A 22,688-nucleotide genomic window follows, 5' to 3' on the forward strand; every position below is an offset into this window, starting at 1 on the left:
GCGGGGCTTATTAAGGGATTCAGGGGGCTTTCGTCAACCGCCGCTAGCGCTTGGCTCGCTTTTTCGTGACCTTTTTTGGTCCCTTCTTCGAACCTTTTTTGACGGCCTTTTTGGCGGTCTTTTTGACCGTTTTCTTGACAGTTTTCTTGGCTGCCTTCTTGGCCGCCTTTTTGGCGCCCTTCACGGCTTTTTTGGCGGATTTAGCTGATTTGGCAGCCTTTTTGGCCGCTTTCGCCGGCTTGTTGGCCGCTGCCTTGGCCTTTTTGGCCTGCCCCGCCTTGGCCGCGCTGCGCGCATGGCTCTTGGGTTCGACCGCGCCGAGCGCCAGGAGCTGGCGGTGGATGGCGCGGGTGACCTCGTCGATGGCCATCATGCCGTCGATGGTGGAGAGCTTCCGACGCTCGGAATAGTAGTGAATCAACGGTTCCGTCTGGCTGCGGTAGCTAGCGAGTCGCTTGGTCAGGACCTCGGGGGTGTCGTCGACCCGGACCTCCTCCCCGCGCTCCCGCATCTGGGCGACACGAGTCTCGACGCGACTCAGCAGCGCGCTCTCGTTGACGCGGAGCTCGATCACGGCGTCGAGCTTGAGATGCTTGTGCCGAAGCAGATCATCCAGCGCCTCGGCCTGCGGCACGGTGCGCGGGAAACCATCGAGGATGAAACCATTCTTCGCGTCCGGCTGATCGATGCGGTCGGAGATGATTCCCACCACAATCTCGTCGGGCACGAGCCCGCCGCCGGCCATGATCTCCTTGGCCTTCAGCCCGACCGGCGTTCCGGCCGCGACGGCTGCACGCAACATTTCGCCGGTCGAGAGCTGGACGATGCCATAGCGCTGAATCAGTAGCTGCGCCTGGGTCCCCTTGCCCGATCCCGGCGGTCCCAGAAGTATAATTCTCATTGGCGTACGCCCCCCGGATTGGTGAGCGATACGTCGCGCACCTGTGTTTGAAAGTTCAGTAACAGTGCAAATCATAATCGGCGCCGCACCGCTACCCATATCATAGGGGAGCAAATGCCCGGACGCCAAGAAGGCCTTTGAAATCAGTGATTGCGCTGCAGTGAGAGCAGCTCTGCCGACGCGACCGAATGACTGGCTGATCGCCTCGGCGGGCGCCGCGCGTCACTCGCGCGGCGAATCGGCGACGCTAGCGCGCCGCCTTGAGAGGACGCCGCGTCTTAGCGGCGGCGGCCCCGCAGCTTCGACTTGCGGATCAGGCCTTCATACTGATGGGCCAGCAGATAGCCCTGCACCTGCGCCACAGTATCCATAGTGACGCTGACGACGATCAGCAGCGAGGTGCCGCCGAAGTAGAACGGCACCGAGGCGTAGGAGATCAGGATCTCCGGGATCAAGCAGACGATCGCGAGATAAATCGCACCGAGCACGGTGATGCGCGACAGCACGTAGTCGATATATTCCGCCGTGCGCTCGCCCGGACGGATGCCCGGGATGAAGCCGCCATGCTTCTTCAGGTTGTCCGCAGTCTCGGTCGGGTTGAACACGATCGCGGTGTAGAAGAAGGCGAAGAACACGATCAGCGCGAGATAGAGAATCAGGAACAGCGGGCGGCCGTGGCCAAGCTGAGTCGTGATCCACTGGAACCATTCCGGCCCTCTGCCGGCGTTGAAGTTCGCAACCGTCGTCGGCAAGAGCAGCAGCGAGGACGCGAAGATCGGCGGGATCACGCCGGAGGTGTTGAGCTTGAGCGGCAGATGCGAGGACTGACCCTCGAACATCTTGTTGCCGACCTGGCGCTTCGGATACTGGATCAGCAGCCGGCGCTGGGCGCGCTCCATGAACACGATGAATGCGATCACGGCGACAGCCATCACGATCACGACCAGAATCAGGCCGGTCGACATCGCACCCTGACGGCCGAGCTCGAGCATGTTGGCGAGCGCCGCCGGCAGCTCGGCGACGATGCCGGAGAGAATGATCAACGAGATGCCGTTGCCGATGCCGCGCGAGGTGATCTGCTCACCCAGCCACATCAGGAACATGGTGCCGCCCGTCAGCGTGATCGCGGTGGAGAGACGGAAGAACATGCCAGGGTCGCTGACGACATTGCCTGCGCCTTCGAGGCCGACCGCGATGCCGTAGGACTGGAACGCGGCCAGGATCACCGTGAGGTAGCGGGTGTACTGGTTCAGCGTCTTGCGGCCCGCCTCACCTTCCTTCTTCAGCGCCTCGAGCTGCGGCGAGACAGTGGTCAGGAGCTGGATGATGATCGAGGCCGAGATGTACGGCATGATGTTCAGCGCGAAGATCGCCATGCGGTGGATGCCACCGCCGGCGAACATGTTGAACATGCCGAGGATGCCACCTGCCTGCGACTTGAACACCTGCTCCCAGATGTTGGGGTCGATGCCGGGCAGCGGGATGTAGGTCCCGAGTCGGTAAACCAGCAGCGCACCCAGGGTGAACCAGATGCGCTTCTTCAGTTCGTCGGCCTTGGCAAACGCGCCGAAATTGAGGTTGGCTGCCAGTTGTTCCGCTGCTGAGGCCATACTGGACTTTCTCCCGCCGCCTTTTGCGCCGTCATACCCGCGGCCGGGCTATATTAGCGGACGCCGGACGTTATCTGGGGCTTCGGCTTCGATAAGTCCATCGTCCCGCATGCGTAAAGGCCCGCGAGGCGCGGGCCAATGACGCAGTTGTTACGCCGCCTCGCCTTCTTCCTTGGCAGGGGCGAGGATCTTCACCGAACCGCCGGCCTTCTCGACCGCTTCGATCGCGGTCTTGGTGGCGCCGTGCACTTCAATGTTGAGCTTGGCCTTGAGCTCGCCGCGGCCGAGCAGCCGCAGGCCGGCCTTGGCGCGGCGCAGCACGCCGGCCTTCACCAGAGCCTCGACGTTGACGACGCTGCCGGTGTCGAGCTTCTTGGCATCGACCGCATCCTGGAGCCGGTCGAGATTGATCTCGGCGAACTCGACGCGGAAGATGTTGTTGAAGCCGCGCTTGGGCAGACGGCGATGCAACGGCATCTGGCCGCCTTCGAAACCCTTGATGCGCACGCCCGAACGCGCGGTCTGGCCCTTGCCGCCGCGGCCGGACTGCTTGCCCTTGCCCGAACCAATGCCACGGCCAACGCGCATGCGCTTCTTGCGCGAGCCGGCGTTGTCGGCGATATCGCTGAGCTTCATCGCCCTGCTCCTTTACTTCTCGTCGACAATGCGAACGAGATGGTGAACCTTTTCGATCATGCCGCGGATCGCCGGGGTGTCCGGCAGTTCGCTGGTGCGGCCGATCTTGTTGAGCTTGAGCCCGATCAGCGTCGAACGCTGCGAGTGATGGCGGCGGATCGCGCTGCCGGTCTGCTCAAGCTTGATCGTCTTTGCGGCCTTGGCCATCGTGGTCTACTCCGAAAAGCGTTCGTTAGTCCGCAGCCGCCTCGGCATCGCCGCCGACGCGACGACCCTGAAGGGTGGACACCTTGATGTTGCGGCGTGCCGCGACCGAACGCGGGCTGTCCTGGTGCTTCAGCGCATCGAAGGTCGCGCGAACCATGTTGTACGGGTTCGACGAGCCGATCGACTTCGCCACCACGTCCTGGACGCCGAGCGTCTCGAACACGGCGCGCATCGGACCGCCGGCGATGATGCCCGTACCGGCCGGAGCAGCACGCAGGTAGACACGGCCCGCGCCATGACGGCCGGCGATGTCGTGATGCAGCGTACGGCCCTCGCGCAGCGACACGCGGGTCAGGTTGCGCTTGGCGGACTCGGTGGCCTTGCGGATCGCCTCAGGCACTTCGCGCGCCTTGCCGTGACCGAAGCCGGCGCGGCCCTTCTGATCGCCGATCACGACCAGCGCTGCGAAACCGAAGCGCTTGCCGCCCTTGACGACCTTGGCCACGCGATTGATGTGGACGAGCTTGTCGACGAACTCGCTGTCACGCTCTTCGCGCTGCTGGCGGTCACGTCCGCCGCGTTGATCGCGTCCACCACGTTGTTCGCGTTCTGCCATTTTTCCAATCCTTCAGAGGCTTGCGCCTCAATCCTCAAATTCTGTTAGAAGCTCAGCCCGCTCTCACGCGCAGCGTCGGCCAGTGCCTTGACGCGCCCGTGGTAGAGGTAGCTGCCGCGATCGAACACGACTTCCTTGACGCCCTTCTCGGCGGCGCGCTCGGCCAGCAGCTTGCCGACCGCCTTCGCCGCATCGATGTCGGCGCCGGTCTTGCCGCCGTCGCGCATCGACTTCTCGAGCGACGAGGCAGAGGCCAGCGTCTCGCCCTTCAGGTCGTCGATGACCTGGGCGTAGATGTGCTTGGACGAGCGGAACACCGACAGACGCGGACGACCGCCACCGGAGCGGCGCAGCTTCAGCCGCACACTCCGCTTGCGCCGGGCATTGGTAACCTTGGCTTTGGACATGACCGGCTCCGTTACTTCTTCTTGCCTTCCTTGCGGAAGATGAATTCGCCAACATACTTCACGCCCTTGCCCTTGTAGGGCTCCGGCGGACGATAGGAGCGAATCTCGGCGGCGACCTGGCCGACGCGCTGGATGTCGCTGCCCGTCACCGTGATCTCGGTCGGCTTCGGCACGGTGATCGTGATCCCTTCCGGGATCGCATAGACCACGTCGTGGCTGTAACCGAGCGCGAGCTGCAGGTTCTTGCCCTGCATCGCGGCGCGGTAACCGACGCCGGTGATTTCGAGCTTCTTCTCGAAGCCCTTGGTAACGCCTTCGACCAGATTCGCGACCTGAGCGCGAGCGGTGCCGTACAAGGCACGCGCGCGATTGGTCTCGACCCGCGGGTTCACCTTGACCTGGCCGTTCTCAAGCTTCACCTCGACGTCGTCATGGACGACGAACTGAAGCTGGCCCTTCGGCCCCTTCATCTTGACGGTCTGCCCGTCGACGGTCGCGGTCACACCCGACGGCACCGCAACCGGCCTTTTGCCAACACGTGACATGGATCAAAAATCCTTCTCAGAACACCGTGAAGAGAACTTCACCGCCCACGTTCGCTTCACGCGCACTGTGGTCGGCCATGATCCCCTTCGGCGTCGACAACACCGAAATACCGAGTCCGTTATTGACCCGCGGCAGGTTCTTCACCGAGGCGTAAACGCGACGCCCGGGCTTGGAAACACGTTCGATCTCGCGGATGACGGGCTCGCCGTCGAAATACTTCAGCTCGATCTCGATCTCGCTACGGCCCGAGGAATGCTCGAGGGTCGCGTAACCGCGGATGTAGCCCTCGCTCTTGAGCACTTCGAGGACGTTCTCGCGCATCTTCGAGCCAGGCGTGGAGACCTTGCTCTTGGCGCGCATCTGCGCGTTGCGGATACGGGTGATCAGATCGCTGATTGGATCGTGCGTAGACATCTAAACGACCCTCCTTACCAGCTGGACTTCACGAGGCCCGGGACCATGCCCTTGGAGCCAAGGTCGCGCATCGCGATGCGGGACAGTTTGGTCTTGCGGTAGTTCGAGCGCGAACGGCCCGACAGCTCGCAACGCAGACGGATGCGGGTCGCCGACGAGTTGCGCGGCATTTCCGCAAGCTTCAGGGTCGCGGCGAACCGCTCTTCCATCGGCAGCGTCTTGTCGGCGATGATCGCCTTCAACCGCTCGCGCTTCGGGGCGGCGTTCTTCACCATCCGCTTGCGCCGGTTGTTCTTCTCGACTGAACTCTTCTTTGCCATGCTTGGCTCCTGGGTATCCGCGTTTGAGAGGCTTTAGGTCAGCGTCTCACTGCCGGAACGGGAAATTGAAAGCGGTCAACAAGGCCCTCGCCTCTTCGTCGGTCTTGGCCGTGGTGCAGACGGTGATGTCCATACCGCGGGCTTCCGTGACCTTGTCGAAGTCGATCTCGGGGAAAATGATGTGCTCCTTGATGCCGAGCGAGTAGTTGCCGCGGCCGTCAAAGCTCTTCGGGTTCAGGCCGCGGAAGTCACGGACGCGCGGCAGCGCGACCGTCACCAGGCGATCGATGAACTCGTACATGCGGGCCTTGCGCAGCGTGACCTTGCAGCCGATCGGCTGGTTTTCACGCAGCTTGAAGGTCGCGATCGCGATACGCGAATAGGTCACGATCGCCTTCTGACCGGCGATCTGGGTCAGCTCGGCAGCGGCGGTCTCGGCCTTCTTGCGGTCGTTGACAGAATCGCCAACGCCCATGTTCAGCACGACCTTGTCCAGGCGCGGAACCTGCATCACGTTCTCATAACCGAACTTCTCGGTCATGGCCGTGCGGATCTTCGCGTCGTATTCCGCGCGCAGGCGCGGGGTGTAAGCGGCCTCAGCCATCGATCTCAGCTCCCGAGCGCTTGGCGATGCGGACCTTCTTGCCGTCCGCCAGAATCTTGAATCCGACGCGGGTCGGCTTTCCATCCTTGCCGACATACGCGATGTTGGACAGTTGGACCGGCGCCTCTTTCGAGATGATGCCGCCCTCCTGGGCCTGCGTCTGCTTCTGGTGACGCTTGACCATGTTGATGCCGCGCACCAGCGCGGTACCGGCGTCCGGACGCACTTCGAACACTTCGCCGGTGCGACCCTTGTCGCGGCCGGTCAGCATGACGACCTTGTCGCCCTTGCGGATCTTCGCAGCCATCACAGCACCTCCGGCGCGAGCGAGATGATCTTCATGTGGTTCTTGCCACGCAGCTCGCGCGGCACGGGCCCGAAGATGCGGGTGCCGATCGGCTCGGACTGGTTGTTGATCAGAACGGCGGCGTTGCGGTCGAAGCGGATGACCGAACCGTCGGCGCGGCGGATGTCCTTGCGGACACGCACCACGACGGCCTTCATCACGTCGCCCTTCTTCACCTTGCCACGCGGAATTGCTTCCTTGATCGAGACGACAATGATGTCGCCGATCGTGGCGTAGCGGCGCTTGGAGCCCCCGAGCACCTTGATACACATGACACGGCGTGCGCCGGAATTATCGGCCACGTCGAGGTTGGTCTGCATCTGAATCATTGATGCACCTCGTCCTCTTCTTTTTGCGCCAGCCTAGCCGGCGCTCAACATTTCCCTGAAGTCAGTCGGCCAAGGCCAACAGATCAGGCGCTTTTCTTGTGCTCGCCCCGGATCACGATCCAGGACTTCAACTTCGAAATCGGCTTCGATTCCTCGATCCAAACCATGTCGCCCGGCTTGAACTCGTTGTTCTCGTCGTGCGCGTGGTAGTTCTTCGAACGGCGGATCGTCTTCTTGTAGATCGGGTGCGTGAAGCGGCGATCGACGCGCACCACGACGGTCTTGGCAGTCTTGTCGCTGACGACCACGCCTTGCAAAGTACGTTTCGGCATATCCGTTAGCCCCTTACTTCTTCTTCGCGCGCGTCTGCGCGGCGACGGTCTTGATCCGGGCGATGTCACGACGGGCTTCGCGCAGGCGCGAGGTGTTCTCGAGCTGCCCGGTGGCACGCTGGAAGCGCAGGTTGAAGCGCTCCTTCTTCAGGTTCAGGACGGCATCGTCCTGCTGGTCGGGGCTCATCGCGCGGATGTCTTCGATCTTCATCTGGGCCATGGCCATTACTCCGCAATGCGCTCGACGAAGCGCGTCTTGATCGGCAGCTTGGCGGCCGCCAGCGTCAGCGCCTCACGCGCCGTCTGGGTGTTGACGCCGTCGATCTCGAACAGCACCCGGCCCGGCTTGACGCGGGCGACCCACAATTCCGGCGAACCCTTGCCGGAGCCCATGCGGACTTCGGCCGGCTTCTTCGACACCGGAACGTCGGGGAACACGCGGATCCAGACGCGGCCGGCACGCTTCATGTGGCGGGTCAGCGCGCGGCGGGCGGCTTCGATCTGGCGCGCGGTGACGCGCTCAGGCTCGGTCGCCTTCAGGCCGAACTGACCGAATGCCAACGTCGCGCCCGAAGTCGCAACGCCGTGAATCCGGCCCTTATGCGCCTTCCGGAACTTCGTTTTCTTAGGTTGCATCATGGCTTTAAGCCCTCAAATTCTCAGGTCGATCAGGCTGCAGCATTGTCGCGGCGCCCACGGCCACCACGATCACCGCTGCCACCCGTCTCGCCTTCGGCCATTCTCTTGTCCTGGGCCATCGGATCGTGCTCGAGGATCTCGCCCTTGAAGATCCAGACCTTGACGCCGCAGGTGCCGAAGGTCGTGAACGCGGTCGCAACCCCGTAGTCGATGTCGGCGCGCAGCGTGTGCAGCGGCACGCGACCTTCGCGGTACCACTCCATGCGCGCGATTTCCGCACCGCCCAGACGACCCGAGCAGTTGATACGGATGCCTTCAGCGCCGAGACGCATCGCCGACTGAACGGCGCGCTTCATGGCGCGGCGGAACGCCACGCGGCGCTCGAGTTGCTGCGCGATCGACTCGGCCACCAGCGTCGCATCGAGCTCCGGCTTGCGGATCTCGACGATGTTGATGACGACGTCGGACGAGGTGATGTCCGCGACCTTCTTGCGAAGCTTGTCGATGTCGGCGCCCTTCTTGCCGATCACCACGCCCGGACGAGCCGAGTGGATGGTGACGCGGCACTTCTTGTGCGGACGCTCGATCACGATGCGGGCGACGGCCGCCTGCTTGAGCTCCTTGTGCAGGATCTCGCGGATCTTGACGTCCTCGTGCAGCAGCTTGCCGTATTCCTGCTTGCCGGCGAACCAGCGGGAATCCCAGGTCCGGTTGATGCCGAGACGCAGACCGATCGGATTGATCTTTTGACCCATCGTTTTCTCCTGCGACCCTTAAGCCGCTGCTGCTTCGGCTTCGACCTGACGAACAATGATCGTCAGCTGCGAAAATGGTTTGTAGACACGGCCCGAACGGCCACGGCCGCGGGCGGCAAAGCGCTTCATCACGAGGCCGTTGCCGACGAAGGCCTGCGCCACGACGAGATCATCGACGTCGAGGTCGTGGTTGTTCTCGGCATTGGCGATAGCCGATTCCAGGCACTTCTTCACGTCAACCGCGATCCGCTTGCGCGAAAACTGCAGGTCGGCGAGCGCAGCGGAAGCCTTCCGGCCGCGAATGAGCTGGGCGACCAGGTTGAGCTTCTGCGGGCTCACCCGCAGCATCCGGGCGACCGCCTTGGCCTCGTTCTCGGCGAGGCTCCGTTCGCGCTTAGGTTTGCTCATCGTTTAATCCTCAAGCCTTCTTGGCTTTCTTGTCGCCGGAGTGGCCATGGAAGGTCCGGGTCGGCGAAAACTCGCCGAACTTGTGACCGACCATTTCCTCATTGACGGCCACCGGCACGTGCTTCTGACCGTTGTACACGCCGAAGGTCAGGCCGACGAACTGCGGCAGGATCGTCGAGCGACGGCTCCAGATCTTGATGACGTCGTGACGGCCGGACGCACGCGCGGCATCTGCCTTCTTGAGCAGAGAACCCTCGACGAACGGGCCTTTCCAGACTGAACGAACCATGTCCGGCGTTCCTTACTTCTTCCGCTTGTGGCGGCTTAGGAGAATGAATTTGTTGGTCGACTTGTTGGAGCGGGTCTTCTTGCCCTTGGTCGGCTTGCCCCACGGAGTGACCGGATGGCGGCCGCCCGAGGTACGACCTTCACCACCGCCGTGCGGATGGTCGATCGGGTTCATCGAAACGCCGCGGTTATGCGGCTTGCGGCCCAGCCAACGGTTACGGCCGGCCTTGCCGATCGAGGTGTTCATGTGATCCGGATTCGACACCGCGCCGATCGTGCCGCGGCAACGGCCGTGCACCAGGCGCTGCTCACCCGAGTTCAGGCGGATGATGACGTAGTCCTGGTCGCGGCCGACGAGCTGGGCGTAGGTGCCGGCGGAACGGGCGAGCTGGCCACCCTTCCCGATCTTGACCTCGATGTTGTGGATGATCGTGCCGACCGGCATGTTGCCGAGCGGCATGACGTTGCCCGGCTTCACGTCGACATAGTTGCCGGCGACCACGGAATCGCCGACCGCCAGACGCTGCGGCGCCAGGATATAGGCCTGGGTGCCGTCTTCGTACTTGACCAGCGCGATGAACGCGGTGCGGTTCGGATCGTATTCCAGCCGCTCGACGGTCGCGGGCGCATCGACCTTGTCGCGCTTGAAATCGACGATGCGCAGGGTCTGCTTGTGACCGCCGCCGCGGAAGCGCACGGTGATGCGACCGGTGTTGTTGCGACCGCCCGAGGAATGCTTGCCTTCGGTGAGCGCCTTGACCGGCTTGCCCTTGTAGAGGGCTGAACGATCGACCATGACCAGCTGGCGCTGGCCCGGTGTCGTGGGATTGAATTTCTTCAGTGCCATCGTCGTGCGACCTTACAGACCGGTGGTCACGTCGATCCGATGACCCTCTTCGAGGGTCACGATCGCGCGCTTGGTGTTCGACTGCGAGCCGAGATTGCCGCGGAAGACCTTGGTCTTGCCCTTGCGGACCAGCGTGTTGACGCTCTTGACCTTGACGTCAAACAGCTTCTCGATCGCTTCCTTGATCTGCGGCTTGGTCGCCTTCGCGGCCACCTTGAACAGAACCTTGTTGTGCTCGGACGCCAGCGTCGCCTTTTCGGTGACGACCGGGGCGACGATCACGTCGTAATGGCGAGCCTCGATGTTCTTCGTCATTTGAAGCGCGCCTCCAGCGCATCGATGGCGGCCTTGGTCAGAACGAGCTTCTGACGGCGCAGGATGTCATAGACGTTGATGCCCTGGATCGGCAGCACGTCCATGTTCGGGATGTTGCGGGCCGCAGCGGCAAAGCCGTTGTTGAGTTCGGCACCGTCGATGATCAGCGCGTTGGTCAAGCCGAGACCAGAGAAGTGACCGAGCAGCGCCTTGGTCTTTGCGGCTTCCAGCGCGGCCTTGTCGATCACGAGCAGATCGCCGTCCTTGGCCTTGGCCGAGAGCGCATGCTTGAGCGCAAGCGCACGGACCTTCTTCGGCAGGTCGGTGGCGTGCGAACGCACGACCGGTCCGAAGGCACGACCGCCGCCGCGGAACTGCGGCACGCGGGCCGAGCCGTGACGAGCACCGCCGGTGCCCTTCTGCTTGTACATCTTCTTGCCGGTGCGCCAGATCTCGGCGCGGCCCTTGGCCTTGTGAGTGCCGGCCTGACGCTTGTTGAGCTGCCACTGCACGCAACGCGCAATGATGTCCTGGCGCGGCTCGAGGCCAAAAATGGCGTCGGAGAGCTGGACCGAGCCGGCTTCCTTACCTTCGAGGGTGGTGACCTTCAATTCCATCTCACGCACCCTCTTGCTGGGCCGCAGCCTCGGCTTCGCCGCCCGCAACCTTGAACTTGCCGGGCTTCGGAGCTTCCTTCGGCAGCGGCTTCTTGACGGCGTCGCGCACGCGGATCCAGCCGCCCTTGGAGCCGGGAACGGCGCCTTCGACGAGGATCAGGCCACGCTCGACGTCGAGCTGAACGACGCGGAGGTTGAGCGTGGTGATGCGATCGACACCCATGTGGCCGGGCATCTTCTTGTTCTTCCAGGTCTTGCCGGGGTCCTGACGACCACCGGTCGAACCGATCGAACGGTGCGAAACCGACACACCGTGCGTGGCGCGCAGACCGCCGAAGTTCCAGCGCTTCATGCCGCCGGCAAAGCCCTTACCGACCGAGGTGCCGGTGACGTCGACGAACTGGCCGACGACGAAATGGTCGGCGAGGATCTCGGCGCCCACGGGGATCATGGCATCCGCGGAAACGCGGAACTCCTCGACCTGCCGCTTCGGCTCGACCTTGGCGACCGCGAACTGGCCGCGCTCTGCCTTGGGCATGTACACGGTCTTGCGGCTGCCAGAACCAAGCTGGAGCGCGACATAACCGTTCTTCTCTTCAGTGCGGTGGCCTACGACCTGGCAATTGCCGAGCTTCAGCACGGTCACGGGGATATGTTCGCCGGCCTCTGTAAAGACCCGCGTCATCCCGACCTTTTGTGCGATCACTCCGGAGCGCATCGGCGTGCTTCCTGTTCTTTCTGTCCGCTAGTGGCGAACGTGATCCAAAAATCTTAGAGCTTGATCTCGACGTCGACACCGGCGGCCAGGTCGAGCTTCATCAAAGCATCGACGGTCTGCGGGGTCGGATCGACGATGTCGAGCAGACGCTTGTGAGTGCGCATCTCGAACTGTTCGCGGCTCTTCTTGTCGACGTGGGGCGAACGGTTGACGGTGAACTTCTCGATGCGGGTGGGCAGCGGAATGGGTCCGCGGACCTGCGCACCGGTGCGCTTCGCCGTGTTCACGATCTCGCGGGTCGACGTATCGAGGATACGATGGTCGAACGCCTTGAGACGGATGCGAATATTTTGGCCGTTCATTGCCGTGGTCTCTCTTCGTTGGGTGGCGAATAGCGAATAGCGAATGTCCCCATTCGCTACTCGCCGATCCCTATTCTCGTAATTACTCGATGATCGAAGCGACGACGCCGGCGCCGACGGTGCGGCCACCTTCGCGGATCGCGAAGCGGAGCTTCTCTTCCATCGCGATCGGCACGATCAGGTGCACTTCCATCGCGATGTTGTCGCCCGGCATCACCATCTCGGTACCTTCCGGCAGATGCACGACACCGGTCACGTCGGTGGTGCGGAAGTAGAACTGCGGACGGTAGTTGGTGAAGAACGGGGTGTGGCGACCGCCCTCTTCCTTGGTGAGGATGTAAGCCTCAGCCTTGAACTTGGTGTGCGGCTTGACCGAACCCGGCTTGCACAGCACCTGGCCGCGCTCGACGTCTTCGCGCTTGGTACCGCGGAGCAGCGCACCGATGTTGTCGCCGGCCTGGCCCTGATCGAGCAGCTTGCGGAACATTTCGACGCCGGTAACGGTGGTCTTCTGGGTCGCGCGGAGACCGACGATCTCGATTTCCTCGCCGACCTTGACGATGCCGCGCTCGACACGGCCGGTCACGACGGTGCCGCGGCCCGAGATCGAGAACACGTCTTCAACGGGCATCAGGAACGGCTGGTCGATCGGACGCTCCGGCTGCGGGATGTACTCGTCGACGTTCTTCATCAGCTCGAGGATGGCGTCGTGGCCGAGCTTCTTGTCGGAATCTTCGAGAGCGGCGAGCGCCGAGCCCTTGATGATCGGGATCTTGTCGCCCGGGAAGTCGTACTTCGAGAGCAGCTCGCGGACTTCGAGCTCGACGAGCTCGAGCAGTTCCGGATCGTCGACCATGTCGCACTTGTTGAGGAACACGACGAGCGCGGGAACGCCGACCTGGCGGGCGAGCAGGATGTGCTCGCGGGTCTGCGGCATCGGGCCGTCAGCGGCCGACACGACCAGGATCGCACCGTCCATCTGGGCGGCGCCGGTGATCATGTTCTTCACGTAGTCGGCGTGGCCGGGGCAGTCGACGTGCGCGTAGTGGCGGTTCGGCGTCTCATACTCGACGTGCGCGGTCGAGATGGTGATGCCGCGCGCCTTCTCTTCCGGCGCCTTGTCGATCTGGTCGTACGCGGTGAACGTTGCACCGCCGGCTTCGGCGAGAACCTTGGTGATCGCCGCGGTCAGCGACGTCTTGCCATGGTCGACGTGACCGATGGTGCCGATGTTGCAGTGCGGCTTGTTACGTTCAAACTTTGCTTTGGCCATTTGACTCTCCGTTCAATCGTCAGCTCTGGACCGACGACAATCAGGCAAACTTCTTCTGGACTTCTGCCGACACGTTGGCCGGCGCTTCTGCGTAGTGGTCGAACTGCATGGTGAAGGTCGCGCGACCCTGGCTCATCGAGCGCAGGTTATTCACGTAACCGAACATGTTCATGAGCGGCACCATCGCATTGATGACGTTGGCGTTGCCGCGCATGTCCTGCCCCTGGATCTGACCGCGCCGGGAATTCAGGTCGCCGATGACCGAGCCGGTGTAGTCTTCCGGGGTCACCACTTCGACCTTCATGATCGGCTCGAGCAGGACGGACTTGCCCTTCTGCAGCGCTTCGCGGAAAGCCGCGCGCGATGCGATTTCGAAGGCGAGAGCCGACGAGTCGACGTCGTGATACTTGCCGTCGACGAGCTGAACCTTGACGTCGACCACGGGGAAGCCCGCGACCACGCCAGAGCTCATCACGCTGTTGAGGCCCTTTTCGACGCCGGGGATGTATTCCTTCGGAACCGCACCGCCAACAATCTTGGACTCGAACTCGTAGCCCTTGCCGGGCTCGTTCGGCTCGACCACGATCGACACTTCAGCGAACTGACCGGTACCGCCGGTCTGCTTCTTGTGGGTGTACTTGACCTCGGCCTTCTTGGTGACGCGCTCGCGGAACGCAACCTGCGGCGCGCCGATGTTGGCGTCGACCTTGTAGGTGCGGCGGAGGATGTCGACCTTGATGTCGAGATGGAGTTCGCCCATGCCCTTGAGGATGGTCTGGCCGGACTCCTGGTCGGTCGACACGCGGAAGGACGGATCCTCCGCAGCGAGCTTCGCCAGCGCCACGCCCAGCTTTTCCTGGTCGGCCTTGGACTTCGGCTCGATCGCGATCTCGATGACCGGCTCGGGGAATTCCATCTTTTCCAGGATCACCTGCTTGTCGGGATCGCACAGCGTGTCACCGGTGCGCGCTTCCTTCAGGCCAGCCAGCGCGACGATGTCGCCGGCATAGGCTTCCTTGATGTCTTCGCGGTTGTTCGCATGCATCAGCAGCATGCGCCCGATGCGCTCCTTCTTCTCGCGGGTCGAGTTCACGACGCCGGTACCGCTCTGGAGAACGCCGGAGTAGATACGGCAGAAGGTGATGGTGCCGACGAACGGATCGTCCATGATCTTGAACGCGAGCAGCGCGAGCGGCTCCTTGTCGTCGGCCTTGCGCACGACCTCGTTGCCGCGATCGTCGGTACCCTTGATCGCGGGCACGTCGATCGGCGACGGCAGATAGTCGACGACGGCGTCGAGCAGCGGCTGCACGCCCTTGTTCTTGAAGGCCGAGCCGCACAGCACCGGATAGAACGCGCCGGTCAGCACCGCCTTGCGGATCAGCCGCTTCAGCGTCGCTTCGTCCGGCTCCTTGCCGTCGAGGAAAGCGGCGAGCGCATCGTCGTCGAGCTCGACGGCGGCTTCCACCATCTTCTCGCGATATTCCTTGGCCTGGTCGACGAGATCTTCCGGAATGTCGACATAGTCGAACTTCGCGCCGAGCGACTCGTCGTTCCAGACGATGCCCTTCATCTTCACGAGGTCGACGAGACCCTTGAAGTTGTTCTCGGCACCGATCGGAAGCTGGATCGCGATCGGCTTGGCACCGAGGCGGTCAACGATGTCGGCCAGACACTTGAAGAAGTCGGCGCCGGTCTTGTCCATCTTGTTGGCGAAGACGATGCGCGGAACCTTGTACTTGTCGCCCTGGCGCCAGACAGTCTCGGTCTGGGGCTCAACGCCCTGGTTCGAGTCCAGCACGCAGACGGCGCCGTCGAGCACGCGCAGCGAACGCTCGACTTCGATGGTGAAGTCGACGTGGCCGGGGGTGTCGATGATGTTCAGGCGCTTGCCGGCCCAGAAGGCGGTGGTCGCAGCCGAGGTGATCGTGATGCCACGCTCCTGCTCCTGCTCCATCCAGTCCATCGTCGCGGCACCTTCGTGCACTTCGCCGATCTTGTGGCTCTTGCCGGTGTAATAGAGGATGCGCTCGGTCGTGGTCGTCTTGCCGGCGTCGATATGCGCCATGATACCGAAGTTACGGTAGTCTTCGATGGCATGTTGGCGGGGCATGGGGTGTTCCTTGCGAGTCCGTTTGTTTCGCCGTTACCAGCGATAGTGCGAGAAGGCGCGGTTGGCTTCCGCCATCCGGTGCACGTCTTCACGCTTCTTGACGGCGTTGCCACGGTTGTTCGACGCGTCCAGGAGCTCAGCCGAGAGCCGCTCGGTCATCGTCTTCTCGTTGCGCTCGCGCGCAGCCGAGATCAGCCAACGGATGCCCAGCGCCTGACGGCGCACCGAGCGAACCTCGACCGGGACCTGATAAGTCGCGCCGCCGACGCGGCGGGAGCGCACTTCGATCGTCGGCATGACGTTCTCGAGTGCCTGCTCGAACACGCCGAGCGGGTTCTGCTTGGTCTTGGATTCGATGAGACCGAACGCACCATAGACGATGCCTTCGGCGACCGACTTCTTGCCGGCGTACATCACCGAGTTCATGAACTTCGTGACGATGATGTTCCCGAACTTCGGATCGGGAAGAACTTCGCGCTTTTCCGCTGAGTGGCGACGAGACATTGAGCTGGTTCCCGCTTACTTCGGACGCTTGGCGCCGTACTTCGAACGACGCTGCTTACGGTTCTTGACGCCCTGGGTATCCAGAACGCCGCGGAGGATGTGGTAGCGCACGCCGGGCAAGTCCTTGACGCGACCGCCGCGGATCATGACCACCGAGTGCTCCTGGAGGTTATGGCCCTCACCGGGGATGTAGCCGATCACCTCGAAGCCGTTGGTCAGGCGCACCTTGGCGACCTTACGAAGCGCCGAGTTCGGCTTCTTCGGGGTCGTCGTATAGACGCGGGTGCAAACACCACGCTTCTGCGGCGACTGCTGCAGCGCCGGCACCTTCTTGCGCGACTTCTGCACTTCACGCGGTTGAGCGATCAGCTGGTTGATCGTCGGCATCCTGGCCTTACCCTTTGTTATCGCAGCCCCTTGCGGGCCCGCTGTCTTGCCGCGGCCCGTTGCCGGGACCGCAAATTCTTGTCGCGCTACCCGCCCGACGGGGCCACCTCGCACGGAACAATCCACACAAAGCGAAATTGCGCCAACCGCTCCATCACCGAGCGGAAAGCGTTACGACGCCACAGAGGACCGCAGTCTTCGAGCCGATCAGCGTAGAGCTGCGGCCCGCGCACCGAGGTCATGCATCCGAATTCGATCTCTAGAGAGCGAGCTCAAGAGATCTAGAATCGCACTGGCATTGCCTAGCTATAATCGACAGCGTTTGAGCGGCATTCGTCGAGGTTGGTGCCCGTTCTGCGATCCTAGAGGGATCAAACGGGTGGCCCGTTCCGACGTTGGCGATGCTCACCGCCTGTCGTTAAGTGAGGCGCTTTCTATAAGTGAGAATCGGTCAAGTCAAGGTGAAATGACCGTCAGAAAGCGCTTATCGCGCCTGAGGAAAAAGCCTGTCCGCCCTCTCCCTCTGCTTTCCAGATATGGGATCGAGATGCCGGTTCCGCCAGCCCTGATGGTAAATTATACCCGGGAGAAATATACTTTTATAACCCGCGCTAAGGCTTTTTTTCCTCTTGATGCGTCAATCTGTCCTCTTCGGCAGGGACAAGCGCCATGCGGTACACCGACATTGCCATCATCGGCGGGGGACTTGCCGGCTCGACCGCCGCCGCGATGCTCGGGCGTGCCGGCATTCCGGCGGTGCTGATCGACCCGCATGAGACCTATCCGGCCGATTTTCGCGTCGAAAAACTCAGCGGTCACGGACAGGTCGAGCGATTCCAGCGCACGGGAATCGCCGACTCGGTGCTGCGCCGCGCGACCTTCTCTGGTGAGAACTGGATCGCGCGATTCGGACGTCTCCTCGACAAGGCGCCGAGCCGGCAGTTCAACATCCTTTACGATTCCCTGGTCAACGCGATCCGCGACGAGATCCCCGAAACTGTCGAGCGAATCTGGACCAAGGCGGTGTCGGTCGAGACCAGCCCGGAGCGCTCGAGAATCGCGCTCGCCAATGACGAGACCATCTCGGCCCGGCTGGTCGTGCTTGCCAACGGCCTGAATGTCGGCCTGCGCCACCAGCTCGGCATCACGCGAAACATCATCAGCGCCTGCCATTCAATCTCGATCGGTTTCGACGTTGTACCGGCGGGCCGCAATGCGTTCGACTTTCCGGCGCTGACATATTTCTCGGAGCGGCCGAGCGACTGCATCCCCTACATCACGCTGTTTCCGATCGGCACGCGGATGCGCGCCAACCTGTTCGTGTACCGCGGCTTCGACGATCCCTGGCTGCGCGAGCTGCGCCGCGCGCCGGCCGCGACGCTGGACGTCGCCTTGCCGCGGCTCAAGCGCATCACCGGCGCCTTCGACATATTGGGCGAGCTGACGATCCGCCCGGTCGATCTCTATGTGAACGATGCCAGCCATCAGCCCGGCGTGGTGCTGGTGGGCGACGCCTTCGCGACCTCCTGCCCGGTCGCAGGCACCGGCTGCGACAAGGTGTTCACCGACGTCGAGCGGCTCTGCAACGTCCACATCCCGCAATGGCTGGCATCCGACGGGATGGATGCCGACAAGATCGCCGCCTTCTACGCCGATCCGGTCAAGCGGGCCTGTGACGAATGGTCGGCGGCGAAAGCCTTCGACTTCCGCTTGGTGTCGATTGCGACGAGCCCGTACTGGACCGCGCAGCGCTGGGCGCGCTTCATGGCGTGGTCGAGCCAGGGATTATTGCGGCGACTGGGAGGGGCGTTCCATCTGGAGCCGAATTTCCTCGGTCACTCCTCCTCGTCGTCCTCGTCCTCATCATCCTCGTCGAGGTCGTCCTCATCCTCGTCGTCATCGTCGCTGTCGTCGTCGACCTGAGCGGAAGCGCCGTGCGGCTGATGGATCTGGTCGTTCCACAGCTTGCGATAAGTCCCGTTCCTGGCGAGCAACTCGGCATGCGAGCCGCGCTCGATCGCCCTGCCCCCTGAAATCACGATGATCTCGTCCATCTCGACCACCGAGGTCAGACGGTGGGTCGACCAGATCATGGTGCGGCCCTTGGCGACCTTCAGCAACGTGCGGTTGATCGCGGCCTCCGTGGTCTGGTCGAGCGCCGAGGTGGCTTCGTCGAGCAGCAGCACGGAGGGATTGCGGATGATGGCGCGCGCGATCGCGATGCGCTGGCGCTGGCCGCCCGACAGCGTGTCGCCGCGCTCGCCGACCGGTGTGTCGTAGCGCTGCGGCAGGCTCATGATGTAGCGGTGGATCTCGGCCTTCTTGGCGGCGTCCTCCACCTCCTCGTCGGTCGCGCCCTCCTTGCCGAGCCGGATGTTTTCGCGGATCGACATGTTGAACAGCATGTTCTCCTGGAACACCACGGCCATGCTCCGGCGCAGCGAATCCAGCGTCACCTTGCGCACGTCGACACCGTCGATCGTGACCCGCCCCTCGTCCGGCACGTAAAGCCGCAGGATCAGATTGAGCAGCGTGCTCTTGCCGGAGCCCGACGGGCCGACGATGGCGATGCTCTTACCGGCGTTGAGCTTGAGACTGAGATTATCCAGCACCGGCGTCTGACTGCCTTCGTACTGGAACGTGACGTGGTCGAAGGTGATGTCGTGGGTGATGCGCGGCAGATCGGGCGCGCCGGGACGATCGGCGCCGCGCGTGGGCTCGTCCAGCAACTCCTGGATGTGGCGGATCGCGGCGGCCGAGGAGATCGACACCGGGATGAAGTGCATCACATGGGCGATGTTGTAGGAGACCTCCCAGAACGCGCTCTCGAAGGTGACGAAGGTGCCGATGGTGATCTGGCCCTTGGTCGCCAGATAGGCGCCGATCGCGAGCACAACGAGGTGCAACAAGAGCACCGAGATGGTGACCGTCCGCTCCACCATCGTCGACAGGAACGCAGCCGCGGCGATCCGGTTGCGGGTCTCGTCGTTGCGGAAGTTGAAGAAGCCGAACATCCTGCGTTGCAGGCTGAACGCTTTGATCACGGCCTGCGCCGCAACGTTCTCCTGCACCATGCCGAGCAGCGCGCTTTCGTTGAGCTTCTGCTCGTAGTTGGCCTGCACCGCCTTCGGCGTCAGGATGCGCGGGCCGATCAGCGTGATCGGAAACACAAGCAGCGCGACGAGGGCGAGCTGCCAGTTCAGGAAGAACATCAGGATGATGCCGGCGATCAACTCCAGGAACGGCAGCGCGGCGCTGTTGGCAAAGGTCTTGACCGAGCCTTCGAAGGCCGAGAGATCGACCGAGAAGCGCGACAGAATCTCCCCGCGCTTGGTGCGGCCGAAATAGGCCGTCGGCAGGTCCTGGACATGCTCGAACAGTCGCCTGCGGACGTCGGAGATGATGCGGGCGGCCAACCGCGCATCCCAGCGCTCATACCAGACCGCGACGATCGAGGTGAAGATGCCGGCGGCCGCGAGCACGCCGAGGATCTTGTACAGCGCCTGGAAATCCTCCTCGCCGAGCGCGTCGTCGATCAGATATTTCAGGCTGAGCGGCATGATGACGTTGAACAGCGTCTCGACCAGAACGCCGAACGCCACATAGCCCAGGATGCGCTTGTAGTTGGACAGGAACGGCTTGACGAAGCCCAGGATGGTTGCGAGCGCGCCGGCGGCTTCGCGGGCGGTAAAGACGACGAGGTCCTCGTCATCATCGTCGTCGAGCTCGAGCTCGTCGTCGTCCTCGCCTTCGTCGTCCTCGTCGTCTTCCAGCTCCGGCTCGGCACCGGTGGCGAGCTTGTCCTCGAGCTCGGTCGCCTCTTGCGCAGCGAGCGTCTGTTTGTCGGGAGAGAGAGGCTTGGACGCCATGAAACCAACCGATGCTGACGGCCGGCATGACCGCAGAGAAAGCAGGGAAATAGCAGAACGCCGCTACTTTCACCGATTCTATGCGATCAGGATGAATTCGGCAAAACAATTGGCGAATTCATCCGCCTTGTGGTGCTAGTCGTCGTCTTCGTCCTCGACCTTGTCGAAGAAGGAATAACGCAAAGAGTCGGCGTCGGCATACCACTGCCCCGGCCCCTTGTTGGCGGCGAGCGTCGCCGCCCAGAGCGCGTCGGTGCAGTCGTTGCGGTGCATCGACAGATCGAAGCCGTTGCCGAAGAACAGTTCGGACCATTCCCACCAGGTGCCGAGCTTCTTGACCCCGCGCAACAGGTCGTAGCGGTCGATCACGGCTGAGGCCATGTCCGAGGTGACCGAGCCGAACACGAGGCCGGTCTTGACCACGCGGTTCAACTCCCGGATCGCGCGGGCCACCTGCTTCGGGGCAATGTGGCACAAGCTGGTCTCGAACACGTAGTCGAATGCGCCGTCCTTGAACGGCATGTCCAGGATCGATCCCAGCTTGTTGTACTTCTTCAGCTCCTTCGGCGTCTTGGCGTGGATCGCGCGGTTGTTCTCGATGCCCCAGGCATCGATGCCGCGATCACGTAGCGCCCCGACCAGCTCGCCGCTGGCGGAGCCCGCGACCAGGAGTTTTGCGCCCTGCGCCTTCCCCCAGACGATGCCGATCAGCTTTGCAAGGTAATCGGGATCGGTGAACTGCCGCCACGCTTCGCCATAAGGGCCGACGCCGCGATAGTTCTCGAAATAGGCGCGGTCGATCTTGTCCGAGACGGGCTTGCCATCCTGGGCGTGCTCGCGGCGCAGCCGCATCATCTCGGTCAGGATGATGTCGGTCGCCGCGTCCGATGAGTCGAGCAGACCGTTCAGCGTGGAGTCGAACAGATAATCGCCGACCACGACGATTCCGGGATGCTCCTTCGGCTCGGGCCGGTGATTGGTCATGACGTCGCGCACGGGCAGACCGCCCGGTATGGCATTCACCGACGACAGCCAGCGGTGGATCTTGCCTTCCATGAAATGCGCACGCGCATCGCCGAGCGAGGCCGGCAGCGATTTCAGCGCGGCGTCGATCAGCTCCTGGTCCGACAGATTGGCGAACGCCAGCGCATCGGAGCCGGGAATGAGCCAGTTCAGGACGCCGTGCTTGCCGACGTCGTGGCGCGCGCCCTCATTGTAGACGCAGCAGCCGCCGAAGGCTTCCGACATGAACCAGGCGCCGGAAATCTTGTCTCCCCAGAACGGGGAATCAAACAGGATCGAGACGCGCAGGTAATGCGCGGGACGGTCGAAATAAGAGACGTGCTTGACCATCGACTTGCGCAGCTGCTCGCCTTCCCACCCCATCGTGGCGAGCCAGGAATGCGGCAGGCAGACCAGCACGAGATCGAAGTCGCGCGTCTCCGGTCCCTTCCCGTTCATCATCTTGATCTGATAGCGGCCGGTCGGCGCCTTGCCGACGGCGAGCACGCGGTGATTGAGCTGGATGTCGGCGTTGACCTCCGACTGCAGGCACTCGATCAGCTGCTCGTTGCCGTTCTGGATGGAATAGAGGCCGATATAGCCGTCGACATCCATCAGATAGTTCTTGAGCGCGTTGAGGCCATTGGTGTTGTGGCTCTCGGTCGCAATATCGGAGCGCGCCATCACCTTGAAGAAACGCTTTGCGGTCTCGTCCTTGACCTCCTCGTCGAGCACCTGCTCGGCGGTCTTGTAGGCCCAGGGGTTCTCGTTGTCGTGCGCGCCGACGCCCTCGTAATATTCGATCGGCGACATCTGGTCTGCGCAGCGCGTGCGGAACGACTCGATCGCCTCCGCAGTCTTGGCGCCGTATTTGCGGCGCATGCCGGTGACGTCGTTGAGCAGCTCGCCGCCGAACTGCACCTGCTCGGCGTCCATCGGAATGGTCTGCAGGCCGAAATGCTGGATCAGTTCGCGCAGCGGATCGGGACCCGTCATCGAGTAGTCGTAGATCTCGGCGACGCCAGCCTCGTACATCGCCGGCGCAGAATCGAATTTGCGCGAGACGATCTTGCCGCCGAGCCGATCGGAGGCCTCATAGATGGTGATGCGGCAGAGGTCGCCGAGCTTACGCTTCAGGTACCAGGCACTCATCAGCCCGCCGGGGCCGCCGCCTACGATTGCGAGATCAAGCATGTCAGTTCCGTGGTCTCCGGCCCTGCCCCCGTCACGGGACCACCGGTCTAAACTCCCCTAGCAGAAGCGCTTTTCTGACTGAAGGGAAGATGAACAAAGGTTGATCCCGCATCGCAACAGGCAAACAAA

General features: G+C 62.8%; 30 protein-coding genes. 1 reads left to right on the plus strand and 29 read right to left on the minus strand.

Translation table 11 applies throughout. The features are described 5' to 3' along the window. Positions 1 to 43: 43 nt before the first annotated feature. The 27 genes from ACLFLU_RS26425 to rpsL all read right to left on the minus strand — a co-directional run bounded on the left by ACLFLU_RS26425 (position 44) and on the right by rpsL (position 16,494). Positions 44 to 901: an adenylate kinase gene (locus ACLFLU_RS26425; protein ID WP_426414083.1), complete on the minus strand. Its 858-nt coding sequence runs from the start codon at positions 899 to 901 to the stop codon at positions 44 to 46. Positions 902 to 1,179: 278 nt separating this feature from the next. Further along, on the minus strand, positions 1,180 to 2,511 hold the full coding sequence (gene secY / locus ACLFLU_RS26430) for a preprotein translocase subunit SecY (RefSeq protein ID WP_426407732.1): 1,332 nt from the start codon (positions 2,509 to 2,511) through the stop codon (positions 1,180 to 1,182). Positions 2,512 to 2,661: 150 nt separating this feature from the next. Beyond that, positions 2,662 to 3,147, minus strand: a complete 486-nt coding sequence (gene rplO / locus ACLFLU_RS26435; protein WP_148770530.1) for a 50S ribosomal protein L15 — start codon at positions 3,145 to 3,147, stop codon at positions 2,662 to 2,664. Between the two features lie 12 nt (positions 3,148 to 3,159). Beyond that, a complete protein-coding gene (rpmD, locus tag ACLFLU_RS26440) occupies positions 3,160 to 3,354 on the minus strand; it encodes a 50S ribosomal protein L30 (RefSeq protein ID WP_148770529.1) in 195 nt (64 codons plus the stop codon). A 25-nt stretch (positions 3,355 to 3,379) separates the two neighbouring features. Next, positions 3,380 to 3,970: a 30S ribosomal protein S5 gene (rpsE, locus tag ACLFLU_RS26445; protein ID WP_148750340.1), complete on the minus strand. Its 591-nt coding sequence runs from the start codon at positions 3,968 to 3,970 to the stop codon at positions 3,380 to 3,382. A 44-nt stretch (positions 3,971 to 4,014) separates the two neighbouring features. Beyond that, complete coding sequence (rplR, locus tag ACLFLU_RS26450; protein ID WP_007603036.1) at positions 4,015 to 4,377, minus strand: 50S ribosomal protein L18; 363 nt, start codon at positions 4,375 to 4,377, stop codon at positions 4,015 to 4,017. Between the two features lie 11 nt (positions 4,378 to 4,388). Further along, complete coding sequence (gene rplF, locus ACLFLU_RS26455) at positions 4,389 to 4,922, minus strand: 50S ribosomal protein L6 (protein WP_027549201.1); 534 nt, start codon at positions 4,920 to 4,922, stop codon at positions 4,389 to 4,391. 16 nt (positions 4,923 to 4,938) lie between these two features. Then, a complete protein-coding gene (gene rpsH, locus ACLFLU_RS26460; RefSeq protein WP_027535303.1) occupies positions 4,939 to 5,337 on the minus strand; it encodes a 30S ribosomal protein S8 in 399 nt (132 codons plus the stop codon). A 14-nt stretch (positions 5,338 to 5,351) separates the two neighbouring features. Continuing rightward, the gene (rpsN, locus tag ACLFLU_RS26465) at positions 5,352 to 5,657 is read right to left on the minus strand and encodes a 30S ribosomal protein S14 (protein WP_426407733.1); all 306 of its coding nucleotides are present in this window, start codon (positions 5,655 to 5,657) and stop codon (positions 5,352 to 5,354) included. A gap of 46 nt (positions 5,658 to 5,703) precedes the next feature. Beyond that, positions 5,704 to 6,261, minus strand: a complete 558-nt coding sequence (gene rplE, locus ACLFLU_RS26470) for a 50S ribosomal protein L5 (RefSeq protein WP_011088141.1) — start codon at positions 6,259 to 6,261, stop codon at positions 5,704 to 5,706. Next, positions 6,254 to 6,568, minus strand: coding sequence for a 50S ribosomal protein L24 (gene rplX, locus ACLFLU_RS26475; protein WP_027535300.1), 315 nt, complete (start codon positions 6,566 to 6,568; stop codon positions 6,254 to 6,256). Before rplX ends, rplE begins: the two co-directional genes overlap by 8 nt. Continuing rightward, a complete protein-coding gene (gene rplN, locus ACLFLU_RS26480; RefSeq protein WP_027535299.1) occupies positions 6,568 to 6,936 on the minus strand; it encodes a 50S ribosomal protein L14 in 369 nt (122 codons plus the stop codon). Before rplN ends, rplX begins: the two co-directional genes overlap by 1 nt. An 83-nt stretch (positions 6,937 to 7,019) precedes the next feature. Beyond that, positions 7,020 to 7,268 carry a 30S ribosomal protein S17 gene (rpsQ, locus tag ACLFLU_RS26485; protein ID WP_027535298.1) on the minus strand — a complete coding sequence of 83 codons (249 nt, stop codon included), beginning with the start codon at positions 7,266 to 7,268 and terminating at the stop codon, positions 7,020 to 7,022. Positions 7,269 to 7,281: 13 nt separating this feature from the next. Beyond that, positions 7,282 to 7,488 (minus strand): 50S ribosomal protein L29, encoded by a 207-nt coding sequence (gene rpmC / locus ACLFLU_RS26490; RefSeq protein WP_026202715.1) that lies wholly within the window; start codon positions 7,486 to 7,488, stop codon positions 7,282 to 7,284. Positions 7,489 to 7,493: 5 nt separating this feature from the next. Continuing rightward, entirely contained in the window at positions 7,494 to 7,907 is a 414-nt protein-coding gene (gene rplP, locus ACLFLU_RS26495; protein ID WP_027535296.1) for a 50S ribosomal protein L16, read from the minus strand. Positions 7,908 to 7,936: 29 nt separating this feature from the next. Continuing rightward, complete coding sequence (gene rpsC / locus ACLFLU_RS26500) at positions 7,937 to 8,662, minus strand: 30S ribosomal protein S3 (protein WP_128951223.1); 726 nt, start codon at positions 8,660 to 8,662, stop codon at positions 7,937 to 7,939. An 18-nt stretch (positions 8,663 to 8,680) separates the two neighbouring features. Then, positions 8,681 to 9,070 carry a 50S ribosomal protein L22 gene (gene rplV, locus ACLFLU_RS26505; RefSeq protein WP_057745488.1) on the minus strand — a complete coding sequence of 130 codons (390 nt, stop codon included), beginning with the start codon at positions 9,068 to 9,070 and terminating at the stop codon, positions 8,681 to 8,683. A gap of 10 nt (positions 9,071 to 9,080) precedes the next feature. Beyond that, entirely contained in the window at positions 9,081 to 9,359 is a 279-nt protein-coding gene (rpsS, locus tag ACLFLU_RS26510) for a 30S ribosomal protein S19 (RefSeq protein ID WP_008136357.1), read from the minus strand. 12 nt (positions 9,360 to 9,371) lie between these two features. Further along, positions 9,372 to 10,205 (minus strand): 50S ribosomal protein L2, encoded by an 834-nt coding sequence (gene rplB, locus ACLFLU_RS26515; protein ID WP_128951222.1) that lies wholly within the window; start codon positions 10,203 to 10,205, stop codon positions 9,372 to 9,374. Between the two features lie 12 nt (positions 10,206 to 10,217). Further along, complete coding sequence (locus tag ACLFLU_RS26520) at positions 10,218 to 10,520, minus strand: 50S ribosomal protein L23 (protein ID WP_027535292.1); 303 nt, start codon at positions 10,518 to 10,520, stop codon at positions 10,218 to 10,220. Continuing rightward, entirely contained in the window at positions 10,517 to 11,137 is a 621-nt protein-coding gene (gene rplD, locus ACLFLU_RS26525; protein ID WP_011088150.1) for a 50S ribosomal protein L4, read from the minus strand. Before rplD ends, ACLFLU_RS26520 begins: the two co-directional genes overlap by 4 nt. A gap of 1 nt (position 11,138) precedes the next feature. Next, complete coding sequence (rplC, locus tag ACLFLU_RS26530; RefSeq protein ID WP_128951221.1) at positions 11,139 to 11,855, minus strand: 50S ribosomal protein L3; 717 nt, start codon at positions 11,853 to 11,855, stop codon at positions 11,139 to 11,141. Positions 11,856 to 11,908: 53 nt separating this feature from the next. Continuing rightward, entirely contained in the window at positions 11,909 to 12,217 is a 309-nt protein-coding gene (gene rpsJ, locus ACLFLU_RS26535) for a 30S ribosomal protein S10 (protein WP_002712302.1), read from the minus strand. 82 nt (positions 12,218 to 12,299) lie between these two features. After that, positions 12,300 to 13,490, minus strand: coding sequence for an elongation factor Tu (gene tuf, locus ACLFLU_RS26540; RefSeq protein WP_008136415.1), 1,191 nt, complete (start codon positions 13,488 to 13,490; stop codon positions 12,300 to 12,302). 40 nt (positions 13,491 to 13,530) lie between these two features. Further along, positions 13,531 to 15,603 (minus strand): elongation factor G, encoded by a 2,073-nt coding sequence (gene fusA, locus ACLFLU_RS26545; RefSeq protein WP_426407734.1) that lies wholly within the window; start codon positions 15,601 to 15,603, stop codon positions 13,531 to 13,533. 33 nt (positions 15,604 to 15,636) lie between these two features. Then, entirely contained in the window at positions 15,637 to 16,107 is a 471-nt protein-coding gene (gene rpsG, locus ACLFLU_RS26550) for a 30S ribosomal protein S7 (RefSeq protein WP_148750332.1), read from the minus strand. Between the two features lie 15 nt (positions 16,108 to 16,122). Beyond that, positions 16,123 to 16,494 (minus strand): 30S ribosomal protein S12, encoded by a 372-nt coding sequence (rpsL, locus tag ACLFLU_RS26555; RefSeq protein ID WP_007603006.1) that lies wholly within the window; start codon positions 16,492 to 16,494, stop codon positions 16,123 to 16,125. A gap of 669 nt (positions 16,495 to 17,163) precedes the next feature. On the opposite strand from rpsL, the gene ACLFLU_RS26560 reads away from it, so the two are divergent. Next, positions 17,164 to 18,417: an FAD-dependent oxidoreductase gene (locus ACLFLU_RS26560; protein WP_426407735.1), complete on the plus strand. Its 1,254-nt coding sequence runs from the start codon at positions 17,164 to 17,166 to the stop codon at positions 18,415 to 18,417. On the opposite strand, the gene ACLFLU_RS26565 is transcribed toward ACLFLU_RS26560, so the two are convergent. Both ACLFLU_RS26565 and ACLFLU_RS26570 read right to left on the minus strand, forming a co-directional pair. Continuing rightward, on the minus strand, positions 18,330 to 20,363 hold the full coding sequence (locus ACLFLU_RS26565; protein ID WP_426407736.1) for an ABC transporter ATP-binding protein: 2,034 nt from the start codon (positions 20,361 to 20,363) through the stop codon (positions 18,330 to 18,332). The two genes, ACLFLU_RS26560 and ACLFLU_RS26565, sit on opposite strands and share 88 nt — an antisense overlap. Positions 20,364 to 20,498: 135 nt before the next feature. Continuing rightward, entirely contained in the window at positions 20,499 to 22,559 is a 2,061-nt protein-coding gene (locus tag ACLFLU_RS26570) for an FAD-dependent oxidoreductase (RefSeq protein WP_426407737.1), read from the minus strand. Between the last annotated feature and the right edge of the window lie 129 nt (positions 22,560 to 22,688).

The organism is Bradyrhizobium ganzhouense, from assembly GCF_049949285.1.
Lineage (GTDB): Bacteria > Pseudomonadota > Alphaproteobacteria > Rhizobiales > Xanthobacteraceae > Bradyrhizobium > Bradyrhizobium ganzhouense.

Coding starts and splice junctions, on each gene's coding strand:
- rpsE (WP_148750340.1), bottom strand. CDS start 3,970: ATGGCAGAACGCGAACAACGTGGTGGACGCGATCAACGCGGCGGACGT.
- rplP (WP_027535296.1), bottom strand. CDS start 7,907: ATGATGCAACCTAAGAAAACGAAGTTCCGGAAGGCGCATAAGGGCCGG.
- rplE (WP_011088141.1), bottom strand. CDS start 6,261: ATGGCTGAGGCCGCTTACACCCCGCGCCTGCGCGCGGAATACGACGCG.
- rplO (WP_148770530.1), bottom strand. CDS start 3,147: ATGAAGCTCAGCGATATCGCCGACAACGCCGGCTCGCGCAAGAAGCGC.
- tuf (WP_008136415.1), bottom strand. CDS start 13,490: ATGGCCAAAGCAAAGTTTGAACGTAACAAGCCGCACTGCAACATCGGC.
- ACLFLU_RS26560 (WP_426407735.1), top strand. CDS start 17,164: ATGCGGTACACCGACATTGCCATCATCGGCGGGGGACTTGCCGGCTCG.
- rpsN (WP_426407733.1), bottom strand. CDS start 5,657: ATGGCAAAGAAGAGTTCAGTCGAGAAGAACAACCGGCGCAAGCGGATG.
- rpsQ (WP_027535298.1), bottom strand. CDS start 7,268: ATGCCGAAACGTACTTTGCAAGGCGTGGTCGTCAGCGACAAGACTGCC.
- rplF (WP_027549201.1), bottom strand. CDS start 4,922: ATGTCACGTGTTGGCAAAAGGCCGGTTGCGGTGCCGTCGGGTGTGACC.
- rpsL (WP_007603006.1), bottom strand. CDS start 16,494: ATGCCGACGATCAACCAGCTGATCGCTCAACCGCGTGAAGTGCAGAAG.
- fusA (WP_426407734.1), bottom strand. CDS start 15,603: ATGCCCCGCCAACATGCCATCGAAGACTACCGTAACTTCGGTATCATG.
- rplX (WP_027535300.1), bottom strand. CDS start 6,568: ATGGCTGCGAAGATCCGCAAGGGCGACAAGGTCGTCATGCTGACCGGC.
- ACLFLU_RS26425 (WP_426414083.1), bottom strand. CDS start 901: ATGAGAATTATACTTCTGGGACCGCCGGGATCGGGCAAGGGGACCCAG.
- rpsH (WP_027535303.1), bottom strand. CDS start 5,337: ATGTCTACGCACGATCCAATCAGCGATCTGATCACCCGTATCCGCAAC.
- ACLFLU_RS26570 (WP_426407737.1), bottom strand. CDS start 22,559: ATGCTTGATCTCGCAATCGTAGGCGGCGGCCCCGGCGGGCTGATGAGT.
- secY (WP_426407732.1), bottom strand. CDS start 2,511: ATGGCCTCAGCAGCGGAACAACTGGCAGCCAACCTCAATTTCGGCGCG.
- rpsS (WP_008136357.1), bottom strand. CDS start 9,359: ATGGTTCGTTCAGTCTGGAAAGGCCCGTTCGTCGAGGGTTCTCTGCTC.
- rplC (WP_128951221.1), bottom strand. CDS start 11,855: ATGCGCTCCGGAGTGATCGCACAAAAGGTCGGGATGACGCGGGTCTTT.
- rpsJ (WP_002712302.1), bottom strand. CDS start 12,217: ATGAACGGCCAAAATATTCGCATCCGTCTCAAGGCGTTCGACCATCGT.
- rplB (WP_128951222.1), bottom strand. CDS start 10,205: ATGGCACTGAAGAAATTCAATCCCACGACACCGGGCCAGCGCCAGCTG.
- rplN (WP_027535299.1), bottom strand. CDS start 6,936: ATGATTCAGATGCAGACCAACCTCGACGTGGCCGATAATTCCGGCGCA.
- ACLFLU_RS26520 (WP_027535292.1), bottom strand. CDS start 10,520: ATGACGAAGAACATCGAGGCTCGCCATTACGACGTGATCGTCGCCCCG.
- rpmD (WP_148770529.1), bottom strand. CDS start 3,354: ATGGCCAAGGCCGCAAAGACGATCAAGCTTGAGCAGACCGGCAGCGCG.
- rplV (WP_057745488.1), bottom strand. CDS start 9,070: ATGAGCAAACCTAAGCGCGAACGGAGCCTCGCCGAGAACGAGGCCAAG.
- rpsC (WP_128951223.1), bottom strand. CDS start 8,662: ATGGGTCAAAAGATCAATCCGATCGGTCTGCGTCTCGGCATCAACCGG.
- rpmC (WP_026202715.1), bottom strand. CDS start 7,488: ATGGCCCAGATGAAGATCGAAGACATCCGCGCGATGAGCCCCGACCAG.
- rplR (WP_007603036.1), bottom strand. CDS start 4,377: ATGTCCAAAGCCAAGGTTACCAATGCCCGGCGCAAGCGGAGTGTGCGG.
- rpsG (WP_148750332.1), bottom strand. CDS start 16,107: ATGTCTCGTCGCCACTCAGCGGAAAAGCGCGAAGTTCTTCCCGATCCG.
- rplD (WP_011088150.1), bottom strand. CDS start 11,137: ATGGAATTGAAGGTCACCACCCTCGAAGGTAAGGAAGCCGGCTCGGTC.
- ACLFLU_RS26565 (WP_426407736.1), bottom strand. CDS start 20,363: ATGGCGTCCAAGCCTCTCTCTCCCGACAAACAGACGCTCGCTGCGCAA.